General features: G+C 39.2%; 15 protein-coding genes, 12 tRNA genes and 1 rRNA gene. 27 read left to right on the top strand and 1 reads right to left on the bottom strand.

Annotated elements, in window-relative coordinates; all coding sequences use genetic code 11:
* The first annotated feature begins 36 nt into the window (after positions 1 to 36).
* The 13 genes from ACFQIC_RS18000 (at position 37) to ACFQIC_RS18060 (ending at position 10,586) form a co-directional block, all read left to right on the top strand.
* The gene (locus tag ACFQIC_RS18000; RefSeq protein ID WP_204711116.1) at positions 37 to 1,062 is read left to right on the top strand and encodes a LolA family protein; all 1,026 of its coding nucleotides are present in this window, start codon (positions 37 to 39) and stop codon (positions 1,060 to 1,062) included.
* 230 nt (positions 1,063 to 1,292) lie between these two features.
* Positions 1,293 to 2,450, top strand: a complete 1,158-nt coding sequence (gene alr, locus ACFQIC_RS18005; protein ID WP_390217588.1) for an alanine racemase — start codon at positions 1,293 to 1,295, stop codon at positions 2,448 to 2,450.
* A gap of 147 nt (positions 2,451 to 2,597) precedes the next feature.
* A complete protein-coding gene (locus ACFQIC_RS18010) occupies positions 2,598 to 2,879 on the top strand; it encodes a CopG family ribbon-helix-helix protein (RefSeq protein ID WP_204711120.1) in 282 nt (93 codons plus the stop codon).
* A gap of 5 nt (positions 2,880 to 2,884) precedes the next feature.
* Positions 2,885 to 3,235, top strand: a complete 351-nt coding sequence (locus ACFQIC_RS18015; RefSeq protein ID WP_204711122.1) for a type II toxin-antitoxin system PemK/MazF family toxin — start codon at positions 2,885 to 2,887, stop codon at positions 3,233 to 3,235.
* Positions 3,236 to 3,449: 214 nt separating this feature from the next.
* The gene (locus ACFQIC_RS18020; protein WP_204711124.1) at positions 3,450 to 4,319 is read left to right on the top strand and encodes an RsbT co-antagonist protein RsbRA; all 870 of its coding nucleotides are present in this window, start codon (positions 3,450 to 3,452) and stop codon (positions 4,317 to 4,319) included.
* A gap of 5 nt (positions 4,320 to 4,324) precedes the next feature.
* Entirely contained in the window at positions 4,325 to 4,681 is a 357-nt protein-coding gene (locus tag ACFQIC_RS18025; protein ID WP_390217589.1) for an STAS domain-containing protein, read from the top strand.
* A 2-nt stretch (positions 4,682 to 4,683) separates the two neighbouring features.
* The gene (locus ACFQIC_RS18030; RefSeq protein WP_204711128.1) at positions 4,684 to 5,085 is read left to right on the top strand and encodes an anti-sigma regulatory factor; all 402 of its coding nucleotides are present in this window, start codon (positions 4,684 to 4,686) and stop codon (positions 5,083 to 5,085) included.
* Between the two features lie 12 nt (positions 5,086 to 5,097).
* Positions 5,098 to 6,108, top strand: a complete 1,011-nt coding sequence (locus ACFQIC_RS18035; protein ID WP_204711130.1) for a PP2C family protein-serine/threonine phosphatase — start codon at positions 5,098 to 5,100, stop codon at positions 6,106 to 6,108.
* Positions 6,109 to 6,173: 65 nt separating this feature from the next.
* Positions 6,174 to 6,503, top strand: a complete 330-nt coding sequence (locus ACFQIC_RS18040; RefSeq protein WP_204711132.1) for an STAS domain-containing protein — start codon at positions 6,174 to 6,176, stop codon at positions 6,501 to 6,503.
* Between the two features lie 2 nt (positions 6,504 to 6,505).
* Positions 6,506 to 6,979 carry an anti-sigma B factor RsbW gene (rsbW, locus tag ACFQIC_RS18045; RefSeq protein ID WP_204711133.1) on the top strand — a complete coding sequence of 158 codons (474 nt, stop codon included), beginning with the start codon at positions 6,506 to 6,508 and terminating at the stop codon, positions 6,977 to 6,979.
* Positions 6,954 to 7,733 carry an RNA polymerase sigma factor SigB gene (sigB, locus tag ACFQIC_RS18050; RefSeq protein ID WP_204711134.1) on the top strand — a complete coding sequence of 260 codons (780 nt, stop codon included), beginning with the start codon at positions 6,954 to 6,956 and terminating at the stop codon, positions 7,731 to 7,733. The genes rsbW and sigB overlap by 26 nt, the downstream gene beginning before the upstream one ends.
* Complete coding sequence (locus ACFQIC_RS18055) at positions 7,733 to 8,329, top strand: SpoIIE family protein phosphatase (protein ID WP_204711135.1); 597 nt, start codon at positions 7,733 to 7,735, stop codon at positions 8,327 to 8,329. The genes sigB and ACFQIC_RS18055 overlap by 1 nt, the downstream gene beginning before the upstream one ends.
* A 112-nt stretch (positions 8,330 to 8,441) precedes the next feature.
* Positions 8,442 to 10,586 carry a Tex family protein gene (locus ACFQIC_RS18060; RefSeq protein WP_204711137.1) on the top strand — a complete coding sequence of 715 codons (2,145 nt, stop codon included), beginning with the start codon at positions 8,442 to 8,444 and terminating at the stop codon, positions 10,584 to 10,586.
* A gap of 38 nt (positions 10,587 to 10,624) precedes the next feature.
* Here ACFQIC_RS18060 and cmpA read toward each other — a convergent pair whose 3' ends face one another.
* Positions 10,625 to 10,735, bottom strand: coding sequence for a cortex morphogenetic protein CmpA (gene cmpA, locus ACFQIC_RS18065; RefSeq protein WP_204711136.1), 111 nt, complete (start codon positions 10,733 to 10,735; stop codon positions 10,625 to 10,627).
* Here cmpA and ACFQIC_RS18070 point away from each other — a divergent pair.
* The 14 genes from ACFQIC_RS18070 to ACFQIC_RS18135 all read left to right on the top strand — a co-directional run.
* Complete coding sequence (locus ACFQIC_RS18070) at positions 10,705 to 11,262, top strand: SprT family protein (protein ID WP_204711138.1); 558 nt, start codon at positions 10,705 to 10,707, stop codon at positions 11,260 to 11,262. The two genes, cmpA and ACFQIC_RS18070, sit on opposite strands and share 31 nt — an antisense overlap.
* Before the next feature lie 194 nt (positions 11,263 to 11,456).
* Positions 11,457 to 11,531 (top strand) — tRNA-Asn (locus ACFQIC_RS18075).
* Positions 11,532 to 11,535: 4 nt separating this feature from the next.
* Positions 11,536 to 11,626, top strand: a tRNA-Ser gene (locus tag ACFQIC_RS18080).
* 17 nt (positions 11,627 to 11,643) lie between these two features.
* Positions 11,644 to 11,715: transfer RNA gene (locus ACFQIC_RS18085), tRNA-Glu, on the top strand.
* 21 nt (positions 11,716 to 11,736) lie between these two features.
* Positions 11,737 to 11,813, top strand: a tRNA-Asp gene (locus ACFQIC_RS18090).
* Between the two features lie 5 nt (positions 11,814 to 11,818).
* Positions 11,819 to 11,893, top strand: a tRNA-Gln gene (locus tag ACFQIC_RS18095).
* Positions 11,894 to 12,030: 137 nt separating this feature from the next.
* Positions 12,031 to 12,106 (top strand) — tRNA-Lys (locus tag ACFQIC_RS18100).
* A gap of 7 nt (positions 12,107 to 12,113) precedes the next feature.
* A tRNA-Leu gene (locus tag ACFQIC_RS18105) sits at positions 12,114 to 12,195 on the top strand.
* Positions 12,196 to 12,235: 40 nt separating this feature from the next.
* Positions 12,236 to 12,319: transfer RNA gene (locus tag ACFQIC_RS18110), tRNA-Leu, on the top strand.
* Between the two features lie 82 nt (positions 12,320 to 12,401).
* Positions 12,402 to 12,478: transfer RNA gene (locus ACFQIC_RS18115), tRNA-Arg, on the top strand.
* Between the two features lie 7 nt (positions 12,479 to 12,485).
* Positions 12,486 to 12,562 (top strand) — tRNA-Pro (locus tag ACFQIC_RS18120).
* An 82-nt stretch (positions 12,563 to 12,644) separates the two neighbouring features.
* Positions 12,645 to 12,718, top strand: a tRNA-Gly gene (locus ACFQIC_RS18125).
* Between the two features lie 26 nt (positions 12,719 to 12,744).
* Positions 12,745 to 12,821, top strand: a tRNA-Ile gene (locus ACFQIC_RS18130).
* Positions 12,822 to 12,942: 121 nt separating this feature from the next.
* Positions 12,943 to 13,077, top strand: a 16S ribosomal RNA gene (locus ACFQIC_RS18135); the annotation flags it as partial.

The raw sequence follows: 13,077 nt of genomic DNA on the forward strand, positions 1-13,077 counted from the left end.
TGTCCTTCAGCAAGAGACAAAGGAGTTGAAATCAACATGAAACGTTACCCGATCCTTCTCTTTGTAGTTATTGCGATCAGCCTTGTTCTCACGGCATGTGGAGAACAATCAAAAGAAGATGTCGTTAAGAAATTAGAAGAACAAGAAGGTGAAATGAAAGGCTATAAAACAGATGCTAGCATGACAATGAAAACAGGGAAAGAAGAGCAAAAGTACCACATTCAAATTTCTCATAAGAAAAAGGATTTTTACAAAGTTGAGCTTCAAAATGATCAAGATGAAAAAGGAAGTCAAATTATATTAAAAAATAATAGCGGTGTTTTCGTATTAACACCGGCTCTGAATAAGAGCTTTAAATTCCAAAGTGAATGGCCAGAAAATACGAGTCAACCTTATCTATTTAATTCTCTCATAAAAGATATAAAAGCGGATGGAGATTCAGAGTTCAGTGCAACCGACAATCATTATGTATTTAAAACAAAAACAAACTATCAAAACAATCAATCCTTGCCCTATCAGGAAATTTATTTTGATAAGAAGTCTTATGCTCCTGTAATGGTCAAAGTTTTCGATCAGGATATGACAGCACTAGTAGAAGTCCAGTTCTCAAATTTTAAGGGTGATGATTCATTTAAAGAAGAAGATTTTGATGTTGATCAAAATATGGCCATGAGTGTCCCTGATGAAGTTCCTGCGTCTACAACAGAAGATAAACAAACAGAATCGGCGGTACTTTATCCTGAAGAGACCTTAGGTGCTAGCCTATGGGACAAGCAAGAAGTAGAAACGGATAATGGTAAAAGAGTGATTATGACTTATAAAGGAGAGAAGGACTTTACGATTGTTCAAGAAACGGCTACCACCCAACCTGCTAGCGCAAGGCAGTCGGTTGAGGTTAATGGGGAGCCAATCCAACTTTCTGCTGGATTGATAGGAGCCCTCTCTAACCATAAGCTCGAATGGAATAATGAAAACACTACGTATTATCTCGCTAGTAATGAACTCACAGATGAGGAGATGGTGGCTGTTGCCAATTCTATCAACAGTTACTCTGAGAAATAGCAGTCAATTTCGGGCAGGCTTAACGGTCTGCTTTTATTTTATCAATAATTAACAGCTTGAATGTCCCTCTTAGTAAATGATCTATGTTTGCAAAATAGTATGGTAACAACAGGAACACCACACAAATGGAAGTTTCACTTTATTTTTTATACCTTCTTCTTACCCATTTGACACACCTCGTGCCTCGTTCAATAATAGAAGGATATTGAATGAGTAGGGGGCGCTTCCTTTTGTCAGTTGAAAGCTTTTATCGAGATACATGGGCTGAAATAAATTTGTCGAATATAGACTTTAATATAAAAGAACTACGGAAACGTTTAAGTGATAAAACGGGAATATATGCTGTTGTTAAAGCTAACGGATATGGACACGGAGATATTCAAGTGGCCCAACAAGCTTTAGAATCTGGAGTTGATCGTTTAGCTGTAGCTTTGTTAGATGAAGCCATTAAATTAAGAAAATCGGGAATATCGGCACCGATCCTCGTCATGGGTTGGGTTCGCCCTGAAGATGCTCCTGTTGCTGCTTATTATGATATTGCTATTACGGTCTTTCAAAAAGAGTGGCTCCAACAAGTGAATACTAAAGAACTTCTGAACCCTCTGCGGCTTCATATGAAGTGGGATACGGGAATGGGTAGAATTGGAATTCGTAGTACAGAAGAAATGGATGAGGTATTACGTGAGGTAGAAAAAGATGTGAACTTTCGTTTAGATGCTATCTTCACCCATTTCGCAACCGCTGATGAGGAAGACACTGGTTATTTTATGGATCAAGTTCGTCGTTTAGAAGATTTTCTTTCTCATCTAAAACAAGTGTGGCCATATGAAGTGGATGTTCACTCTGGCAATAGTGCAGCAAGCATGCGGTTTCCTGAGCTTATGAAGAAGTTTGTGCGATATGGCATCAGTATGTATGGTTTATACCCCTCTCCTGATGTAAAAAAAGAGGAGCCGATAAAGTTAAAGCCTGCCTTTTCATTATTTAGTCGATTGATTCATGTTAAAAAAGTAGAAGCAGGAGAATATCTTAGTTATGGGGCTACTTATCAGACTACAACAGATGAGTGGATTGGAACGGTTCCTCTTGGTTACGCCGATGGTTGGATCAGGAGATTACAAGGTCTTGAAGTGTTGGTCGACGGAAAACGTCAGCCCATTGTTGGACGAATTTGTATGGATCAATTCATGATTCGGCTAGATCAAGAATATTCGTTAGGAAGTAAGGTTACATTAATTGGTAAGCAGGGGGACGAAGAAGTTCATGCAGATGATTTAGCTTCCCAATTAGAAACTATTAATTATGAAATTCCTTGTATGATTAGCTACCGAGTTCCTCGCATATATTTAAAAGAAGGCCGTATTGTGGAAGCGAAGAATTTTATGTAAAATTTTTTAACCCTTTCCAAGTCAAATGCCATACTACATCTTTCACGAAAAAAACCTAAGACTCCTTTGCAATAGCCTCGGGCGAATGATAAGATTAATGTGGACTTATTTGACAGGTTTCTTTTAGGTAAAAGATGGTGGAGGTGTATGGTTGTGTCCGATAGCATGAGAGAGATTGTCATTCGGATTCCGGATAACCTACTTATTGAAGTAGATGGACAGGTGCAACTCGAAAACAGTGATCGGAGCGATTTCATGTGTAAAGCAACGAAAATGTATTTGCGAGAGGAAAAGTATCGCCATATTAGAGAGTCCATGCGTCGTGGTTATATGGAAATGGCAAAAATTAATCTTAACATCGCTTCAGAAGCTTTTCAGGCCGAAGAGGAGGCTGATCACACCCTGGAGCAATTGGTGAGCGGGGTGTGAAGTCGGTGATAGTCAAACGAGGAGATGTTTATTTCGCTGATTTGTCCCCAGTTGTTGGCTCTGAGCAAGGAGGAGTACGTCCTGTGCTCATCCTGCAAAATGATATCGGGAATCGTTTCAGCCCCACAGTTATTATTGCCGCGATTACCGCGCAAATACAAAAAGCAAAACTTCCTACTCATGTTGAAATCAATGCTGAAAAATATGGTTTTGAACGAAATTCTGTTATTTTATTGGAACAAATCAGAACGATTGATAAACAGCGTTTGACCGACAAGATTACTCAACTAGATGAACCGATGATGCAAAAGGTCAATGAAGCGTTGCAAATCAGTTTAGGTCTTATTGATTTTTAAAATAAAGTTGTCTGCCATAGACAGCTTTATTTTTTTTGCCCTCATTCATATTTTTAAAATGATTTCTAACGTTGGCGTGATTTGACGAAAAAGTATAAAATAATAGTAATTAGTATATTTATTTCGATATATTTGATAATATTATTTTTATATAACGATTGATCGTGGTAGTAGATTTTTAAAATTGTATGAATGATAACTCGGAGGTTTACTAATGGATCAGAAATTGAAGAATATCGTAATCGGACATAGTGATGAGATCGTAAAAATGTGGCTGGAAGAAGTGAATAAAAAGAAATCCAGTGACTATACTGTCGCGATTTCAGACGAGCTTTTCGAGAGCACTAATAGGGAATTCGTAAATGTTATATTTACGAGTATTGAAAAGTCAGGGGTATCCTCAGACTTAGATGAATTTTCAGAGCGCCTTATTAACCTTGGATGGCCACTTAGTTATTTAACGGATGGAATGCAAGTGTTCCGTCGTGTCATCACAGAATATATTCTGAAACAATCTGAGCAAATTGACTCGGATTATTTTGCGGAGGTACTTAGAAAAGTTGATGGTTGGGTAGATCCTGTGATTAACAAGTTAGTCAATGAATTTTCTGGAAGCTGGGAAAGTATTGTTTCTCTTCAGAGAATGGCTTTGCAGGAACTCTCAGCCCCCTTAATCCCGGTAATGGATAATATCACCATCATGCCTTTGATTGGAACAATTGATACAGAAAGAGCTAAGCTTATTATGGAAAATCTTCTAGATGGGGTAATTAAGCACAATGCAGAAGTTGTACTAATTGATATAACTGGAGTGCCGGTTGTCGACACAATGGTTGCTCACCATATTATCCAGGCAGCAGAAGCAGTTCGTCTGATTGGTTCCCGCTGTATTTTAGTAGGTATTCGACCTGAGATTGCCCAAACGATTGTCAACTTAGGGATAGATCTTGGAAAATTCCCTACTAAAAGTTCCTTGCGCAAAGGATTCCAATCAGCCTTAGAACTAACGAACCGTACGATCGAAGAGGTTCAATCAAATGACCAAGATATAGAGAATTTAATTGATTCTCTAAATAGGGAGTGATCGATATGAGGATACCCATTCTAAAATTGCACAATTATTTACTAATTTCTATACAAATTGATTTGGATGATCAAACAGCTATTCAATTTCAAGAAGACTTATTAAGTAAAATTCACGAGAGTGGTGCTACAGGTGTAGTTATTGATCTCACATCTGTTGACATTATTGATTCGTTTATTGCAAAAGTTCTTGGGGATGTTGTCACCATGTCTGATTTAATGGGGGCGAAGGTTGTATTAACAGGCATTCAACCAGCAGTTGCGATGACACTTATTGATCTTGGAATTCACTTACAAGATGTCCCAACTGCACTGGATTTAGAACAAGGGTTGATCAAACTTCGCCAGGAATTGGAGGACTAGTTATGGACTTCCAATCCTGTGTCAATATAAAAAAAGAATGGGATATTGTTGGAGCTCGTCAACTTGGTCGTGATATTGCTAGGAAAATCGGCTTTGGAACCGTTGATCAGGCACGTATAGCAACGGCAATTTCAGAATTAGCAAGAAATATTTATTTGTATGCTGGGGCAGGAAAGGTTTGTTTTGAAGCCATCGAAGATATGAATTATAAAGGAATACGGATTATGGCCGTGGATGATGGTCCTGGAATTAAGGAACTGAATCAAGTTATGGAAGATGGATTTTCTACCTCTGGTGGACTTGGAGCAGGTCTGCCTGGTGTAAGAAGATTAATGGATGAATTTGATATTCAATCGGACGAAGGTAAGGGAACAGACATTAAAGTAGTAAAATGGCTCCGTTAAAGGAGGTTTAAGATGAGTACACTTAAGCTTGATTTGGAAAACTATAAAGAATTACTGCAACAATATATTAAGACTCAGGATGAGCAAGCTCTGTACCAAGCAGAACAATTTAGTAAGCATTCTATGCAGCAGAATATTTCACCAGAAGAAATAATTAATGTTCATATTGAATCATTACAAGAGATATACCCTGAAATGCCTGTATATATTCAATCATCTCTCGATTTTTTATTGGAAACGATGATTTCATATGGTTTAGCCTATCAGGAGTACCAGGCTTTAAGAGAAAAACAATTAGAACTTAAGTCAGAAATATCAGTAGCTGCCAATATGCAAAGAACTTTACTGGCCACAGAAAAACCTGAAATCGAAGGGTTAGAAATAGGTGCGATTAGTATTCCAGCCAAACAAATGAATGGAGACTACTACCACTTCGTAGAGGATGATAATGGGTTCTTAGGTGTTGCTATTGCTGATGTGGTGGGGAAAGGTGTACCTGCTGCCTTATGTATGTCGATGATTAAGTACTCTATGGATAGTTTCCCTGAGAATAAAATGGATCCTGGTGTTATTTTGGGGAGCTTAAACCGAGTGGTAGAAAGAAACGTTGATTCTAGTATGTTTATTACTATGTTTTACGGCTTATATGATGTAAATACTCATACATTTCGTTTTTCTTCTGCTGGCCATGAACCTGGGTACTATTTTGATAGTAAACAAAATACGTTTGAAGAAATCGATGCTTCAGGGCTTGTGCTTGGCGTTTCACCAGAAGCAACCTATGAGCAGTGTACCAAGCACGTAGATGAAGGTGATATGGTCATTATGCTGACAGACGGAGTGACAGAGTGCCGCCAGGGAGAACGTTTTATTGAAGAAGAAGAAGTTTTAGAAATCATTAAGCAGTATGCCCATCTTCCTGCACAGGAAACAGTGGAACAAGTGTATAAGCATTTCGAAAGACTTCAAGATTTTCACCTAAGAGATGATTTCACACTGATTATTCTAAAAAGAGAAGTTTAGACAAAGTTAGTTGAGGGAAAGCATCCTTTACTTGAGTTTTAAGGATTATTAGGGAGGCGACTGAATTGAATTTAACAATAGATGTTTCAAATAAAGAAAGTGTAACAATTGTATCTTTATCAGGAGAAGTAGACGCATTTACAGCTCCAAAGCTTAAAGACACACTCCTGCCCTTAACAAAAGAAGAAGGGCAGACCGTCGAAGTTGATCTTCAGGAAGTTAAATATATGGACTCTACAGGTTTGGGTGTTTTTATTAGTGCGTTAAAATCAACTAAAGAGCACGATACGTCATTAAGGCTTGTGCAAATGCAGGACCGTGTTCACCGGTTATTTAAGATTACAGGCTTAACAGAAATTATGGACATTGATAATACAGTACAAGGTGGAATGTAATCATGGAACCATTTGACTTTGTTGAGGTAAAGGTGCCTGCTAAAGCCGAGTATGTTGGTGTTGTTCGATTAAGCACTTCTGGCATTGCTAATCGTATGGGATTTGCTTATGAAGAAATTGAAGATTTGAAGGTCGCAATTTCAGAAGCTATTACGAATGCTGTAAAGCACGCCTATAAAGATACAGGTGAAGGCGAAATTACTATCGGTTTTGGTATTTATGAAGATCGTTTAGAAGTAATGGTAGCTGATCATGGTGGAAGTTTTAATTTAGGTGAAATCAAAGAAGATATAGGACCATACCAGCACAAAGATGACATAGGCGAGTTGCGGGAAGGTGGGTTCGGTCTATTTTTGATTGATGCTTTAATGGATAAAGTGGAAATCAATAGTAAGTATGGAGTTATTGTTTTAATGACAAAATACCTTCATGAAAATGGGGTGGGCCAAGATGGCGACCAGATCTCAACATCATAATGACGAGGTTTATGAATGGATCGCATTTTTACAAGAGAATCCACGTGATGAAGTAGTACAAGAAAAAGTTGTTCTTGTATACAAGGATCTAGTCGAATCCATTGCACGTAAGTATTCCAAGAATAGCACGATACACGAAGATTTAGTTCAAGTCGGAATGTTAGGCTTACTAGCTGCGATCCGAAGATATGACCCGGAATTTGGAAAGTCCTTTGAATCGTTTGCTATTCCGACCATTATTGGTGAAATTAAACGATTTATTCGTGATAAAACGTGGAGTGTTCATGTTCCAAGACGTATTAAAGAGCTTGGTCCTAAAATCAAAAAAGCTGCTGAGGAATTGACGAGCGATCTTCAACGCTCTCCCTCTGTTATAGAAATTGCAGAGTATATAGGGGTTTCAGAAGAAGATGTTCTAGAGACAATGGAAATGGGTAAAAGTTATAAAGCTCTTTCTGTAGATCGTAAAATTGAAGCAGACTCCGATGGAAGCACGGTTACGATCTTGGACTTAATCGGGAATCCAGAAGGTGGCTATGATCAAATTGATCAGCAAATGCTCCTTGAAAAGGTTTTACCTATTTTAAGTGAGCGAGAGCAAGAGATTTTACAATGCACCTATTTTGAAAACTTAAGTCAAAAAGATACAGGCGAACGCCTAGGTATTTCTCAAATGCATGTTTCCCGCTTGCAACGTCGAGCCCTAAGAAAATTAAAAGAGGCTTTACAAGCAGAATCAGTAGAGGCATTTTAATGGAAGCGGATTTAACAAATGTGGCTATTTCCATCTATCAGAAAGCGAAAAAAGGAAACTACTATTGTGGAGATAGTTATTATTACAAAGAGACTGAGAATGAGTTTATTTGCGCTCTGGCTGACGGACTTGGAAGTGGGGAAATGGCTAGGGAATCCTCTCAGGCCGTAATGGATGTTATTGAGCAATATCCAAGTCTTGAGATTGAGTCGATTATAAAGAAATGCAATAACGCTTTACTCGGTAAACGAGGGGTAGTTTTAGGCATACTTAAGATCGACCTCCAAATGAAATCATATTCGTATTCTTCGATAGGGAATATAGGAGTTATTACTATTGACTTAGAGGGGAACAGGAAAAGGAATATTCCTTTAGCAGGCTATTTAGCGGGATACCCTAAAAAAATGAGGGTTAGCCGTGGTAAGGCTGAAGAAGGTATGGTTTTTTTGATGTTTTCAGATGGTGTGTTGGATCGTCAGTTATCAGCAAAGCATACAAGTGCAAGCAGTATCAAAATGATTACTGAACAATATAAAGAGCATTATGGGCAATCACGTGATGATGATACGACTCTAATTGCTATGAAGTATAAATAAGGGACCTTACTCTGAGTAAACAGATAAGGTCCCTTATTAATTGGATAAAATTTGTTACAATAAGAGATGATTAAAATGAGGAGGCTTTGTTTTGAGCGAGAATAATGAATTAATGAATGTAGTAGCCAAACAAACCGGGCTAGCAATTAAACCAATCCAGCAAGTTATCCAATTACTAAATGAGGGAAATACCGTTCCATTTATCGCCCGTTATCGTAAAGAGTTTACAGGAGGGCTTGATGAAGTTCAAATTAAGGCGATAGAAGATCAATGGACATATGCTCAGAATTTGTCACAACGAAAAGAAGAAGTAATCCGTCTTATTGACGAACAAGACAAGCTTACAGATGAACTTAAGAAAGAAATAGAAGAAGCATCCCAATTGCAAAAGGTAGAAGATCTTTACCGACCTTACAAACAAAAACGGCGTACACGTGCAACGGTAGCTAAAGAAAAAGGTCTGGAACCTTTAGCTTTGAAAGTTTGGGAACAAAATTCTTTTGAATTTAATGAAGAGGCTAAACAATTTTTATCTGAGGACCATGAGTTACATACACTTGAAGAAGTAACCCTTGGAGTAAATGACATTCTCGCCGAGTGGATTTCTGACGATCCTAACTACCGGGAGAAAATACGCCAACTAACTTCTCGTGTGGGAACCATAGAGTCTAAATCTAAGTCTAAAAGCGCCGAGAAAGACGAGAAGGCTATTTTTGAAATGTACTATGACTATCAGGAACCGATTCGTGCTATTGCTTCTCACAGGGTACTTGCCTTAAATAGAGGAGAAAAAGAAGGGATTTTAAAGGTATCTGTTCACCCTCCTGAAGAAAGCGTTATAGAATTTTTAGAGAGTCATATTATTAAAACAGCTACATCTTCGGAATTACGGGCGATTTTAAAGGAAGCTATAGTAGATGGGTACAAGCGATTAATTCAGCCTTCCGTTGAAAGGGAAATTCGCAACTCCTTATCAGAGACTGCAGAGGAAAAAGCAATAGACGTTTTTTCAAGCAATTTAAAGAGTTTGCTGTTACAGCCTCCTCTAAAAGGCAAAGTAGTATTAGGAGTAGACCCAGCTTACCGAACGGGCTGCAAATTATCAGTGATAGACGAAACAGGGAAAGTTCTAGAGATTTCTGTAATTTATCCGACTCCACCAAGAAGTGATGTAAAAGGATCTGAGGAAACAATAAAATCCTATTTCGATAAGTATCCGATTGAGTTAATTGCTGTCGGAAATGGGACAGCCTCGCGAGAGACAGAACAATTTGTTGCGAATATGATCCAGAATTATTCTTTAGATGCTTCGTACATGATCGTCAATGAGGCAGGGGCTAGTGTATATTCCGCATCGAAACTCGCGCGGGAAGAATTTCCGGATTTGCAAGTGGAAGAAAGAAGTGCGGTTTCTATTGCGCGACGTGTACAGGATCCACTTGCGGAATTAGTGAAAATTGATCCGAAATCCATTGGTGTAGGCCAGTATCAGCATGATGTCACTCAGAAGAAACTCAACGAATCGTTAACTTTTGTGGTAGAAACTACTGTTAACCGAGTAGGAGTAAATGTAAACACAGCCTCTGCTTCTCTTTTGCAGTATGCTTCTGGCCTTAGTAAGACGGTCGCAGGTAATATTGTTAAAAAAAGAGAAGAATTAGGTAAATTTATAAACCGTAACCAGTTAAAGGACATACCAAGATTGGGAGCTAAAACATTTGAACAAAGTATAGGTTTTTTGAGGGTAATTGAAGGGGATGAACCCTTAGACAAAACTTCTATACACCCTGAAAGTTATAAAGCCACGCGCTCACTATTAAAACAAGTTGATGCTACTCCGGCGGATATAGGAAATAAAGAAACTGGAGAAAAATTAGCCCAACTCGACATTTCCGAAACAGCAGAAAAATTAGGAATAGGCGAGCCAACTCTCAAGGATATAATTAAGTCCTTAACAGAACCAGGTAGAGACCCAAGAGATGACTTGCCAAAACCACTCTTAAAAACAAACGTTTTATCGATGGATGATCTCGAGCAAGGAATGGAGCTTGAAGGAACCGTGCGTAATGTAGTTGACTTTGGAGTATTTGTTGATATTGGAGTCAAACAAGATGGGCTTGTTCATATATCTAAGTTATCAAATAAATTTGTCAAACATCCAATGGATGTGGTGTCTGTAGGAGATGTTGTAACCGTTTGGGTCGAAAATGTGGATGCCCAGAAACAACGAATTGCATTAACTATGCTAACCAAATAATTACCTATAAACCTGGGGGACTCTGTCTTCCAGGTTGTTTATTTGTTTTTATGACGATAAAAATACCAACATTGATTAAGCATTTTAATTTGATACTTATCTTTATTGAAGAATGCAGATGACATTTGTTTCTGTAACCAACCGGGCACAGAAATCTCCTCCCTTTGAATTTAGAGAATATCCCCTTTATAATAAGATATGCAAAACTGAAGGAGGGTGTGCCACTGTGGATGTAACTCAACAACAATTACAGAAATGGACCGACCAGCTATCAAGAGATTTTTTTGGGAAACCCTATAAAGATCATGTTGAGTTCAACCCCAGACTTAGAACAACTGGGGGAAGGTATATTCCTTCTAAAAGAGTGATTGAACTAAACCCTAAATATTTATTGGAATTAGGCGAAGAAGAGTTTGCAGGCATAATCAAACATGAACTCTGTCATTATCACCTGCATATAGAAGGGAAAGGGTTCTCCCATAAAGATCGCACGTTTAAGAACCTTCTCGAAAAAACAGGTTCCCCTAGATACTGTAAGCCCCTACCATCAGAAAAAGAAAAGAAAGCTTTAAGATACATTTGTACAAAGTGTTCACATGAATACACTCGTAAGAAAAGGATCAATACATCCAGGTATGTGTGTGGAAAGTGTAAAGGAAAATTAAAAAAGCATTAAAAATCCATTGACGAAATTTGGCACCCGTGTTAAATTGAATAAGTCCTAAACGAAAGGGAGAAAAAACAACAGCAAATAATTTCAACTGTTTTGAAAAAGTGTTGACAACACGTTGAAAATGTTATATTATATAAAACGTCGCTGACAATTGCTTTTGCAAATGACTTACATAAGATTAGTAAGTTTAAAATTATTCCATCGTAGCTCAGTGGTAGAGCAATCGGCTGTTAACCGATCGGTCGTAGGTTCGAGTCCTACCGATGGAGCCATTACGGAGAAGTACTCAAGTGGCTGAAGAGGCGCCCCTGCTAAGGGTGTAGGTCGCGCAAGCGGCGCGAGGGTTCAAATCCCTCCTTCTCCGCCATTTTTTAATGTTTAAATGGCCCGTTGGTCAAGCGGTTAAGACACCGCCCTTTCACGGCGGTATCACGGGTTCGATTCCCGTACGGGTCACTTTTTAACCTTACATAGTGAGGTCCGGTAGTTCAGTTGGTTAGAATGCCTGCCTGTCACGCAGGAGGTCGCGGGTTCGAGTCCCGTCCGGACCGCCACTTTTTGGGCCATAGCCAAGCGGTAAGGCAACGGTTTTTGGTACCGTCATGCGCTGGTTCGAACCCAGCTGGCCCAGCCATTTTTATTTGTTTCACAGGTTGACAATCTATACGATTCATTATATGATGGTTCTTGTGCTTAAAAAAACGAACTACGAAAATCAAGCACAAAACAGTGATCAATAAAAATAAATGTAAGAATAGATTTTTCATTCAAGAGCCATTAGCTCAGCTGGTAGAGCATCTGACTTTTAATCAGAGGGTCGGAGGTTCGAGCCCTCCATGGCTCACCATTTGTTTGCGGGTGTGGTGGAATTGGCAGACACGCTAGATTTAGGATCTAGTGCTTCACGGCGTGGGGGTTCAAGTCCCTCCACCCGCATTAGTAAGTTTATTACCTTGCTTAATAGAGTTATCAATTAGCGGTCGTGGCGGAATCGGCAGACGCGCTAGGTTGAGGGCCTAGTGGGGGCAACCCCGTGGAGGTTCAAGTCCTCTCGGCCGCACTAAGGTTTTTATAAAAGATTTCCGGAAAAATATTGCACAACAAGCTGAATCATGATATATTTGATATTGTCGCTTCAAAAGGCGCCCGTAGCTCAATTGGATAGAGCGTCTGACTACGGATCAGAAGGCTAGGGGTTCGACTCCTCTCGGGCGCACCATTATTTACGGGAAGTAGCTCAGCTTGGTAGAGCACTTGGTTTGGGACCAAGGGGTCGCAGGTTCGAATCCTGTCTTCCCGACCATCGATTCTACCAATGATCAAGTAGATTCCAAATGACATTCTTTATCAACATGATAAAGAAAACAGAAATACAACTTTCATATGCGGGTGTAGTTTAGTGGTAAAACCTCAGCCTTCCAAGCTGATGATGAGGGTTCGATTCCCTTCACCCGCTCCATATAATTATTTTGTTAACTAACATTGGGGCCTGTAGCTCAGCTGGTTAGAGCGCACGCCTGATAAGCGTGAGGTCGGTGGTTCGAGTCCACTCAGGCCCACCATTGAATATTTTGATCTTTGAAAACTGAACGAACCAACCAGTACGTCAATTATTCTTTCTATTATATAGAAGGAAGTAAAACAAGCACATTCGATGTGCAAATGAGCAAGTCATTCTCAACTTTTATGGAGAGTTTGATCCTGGCTCAGGACGAACGCTGGCGGCGTGCCTAATACATGCAAGTCGAGCGCATGAAGCAAGTTGATTCCCTTCGGGGATGAAACTTGTGGAATGAGCGGCGGACGGGTGAGTAACAC

This window comes from Halobacillus seohaensis, assembly GCF_042663045.1.
Lineage (GTDB): Bacteria > Bacillota > Bacilli > Bacillales > Halobacillaceae > Halobacillus_A > Halobacillus_A seohaensis.

Bases quoted from the DNA above. Each gene is read 5' to 3' on its own strand.
- ACFQIC_RS18035 (WP_204711130.1), top strand. From the start codon at position 5,098: ATGAGTACACTTAAGCTTGATTTGGAAAACTATAAAGAATTACTGCAA.
- ACFQIC_RS18025 (WP_390217589.1), top strand. From the start codon at position 4,325: ATGAGGATACCCATTCTAAAATTGCACAATTATTTACTAATTTCTATA.
- ACFQIC_RS18000 (WP_204711116.1), top strand. From the start codon at position 37: ATGAAACGTTACCCGATCCTTCTCTTTGTAGTTATTGCGATCAGCCTT.
- rsbW (WP_204711133.1), top strand. From the start codon at position 6,506: ATGGAACCATTTGACTTTGTTGAGGTAAAGGTGCCTGCTAAAGCCGAG.
- sigB (WP_204711134.1), top strand. From the start codon at position 6,954: ATGGCGACCAGATCTCAACATCATAATGACGAGGTTTATGAATGGATC.
- ACFQIC_RS18060 (WP_204711137.1), top strand. From the start codon at position 8,442: ATGAATGTAGTAGCCAAACAAACCGGGCTAGCAATTAAACCAATCCAG.
- ACFQIC_RS18070 (WP_204711138.1), top strand. From the start codon at position 10,705: ATGACATTTGTTTCTGTAACCAACCGGGCACAGAAATCTCCTCCCTTT.
- ACFQIC_RS18030 (WP_204711128.1), top strand. From the start codon at position 4,684: ATGGACTTCCAATCCTGTGTCAATATAAAAAAAGAATGGGATATTGTT.
- ACFQIC_RS18010 (WP_204711120.1), top strand. From the start codon at position 2,598: ATGGTTGTGTCCGATAGCATGAGAGAGATTGTCATTCGGATTCCGGAT.
- ACFQIC_RS18055 (WP_204711135.1), top strand. From the start codon at position 7,733: ATGGAAGCGGATTTAACAAATGTGGCTATTTCCATCTATCAGAAAGCG.
- ACFQIC_RS18020 (WP_204711124.1), top strand. From the start codon at position 3,450: ATGGATCAGAAATTGAAGAATATCGTAATCGGACATAGTGATGAGATC.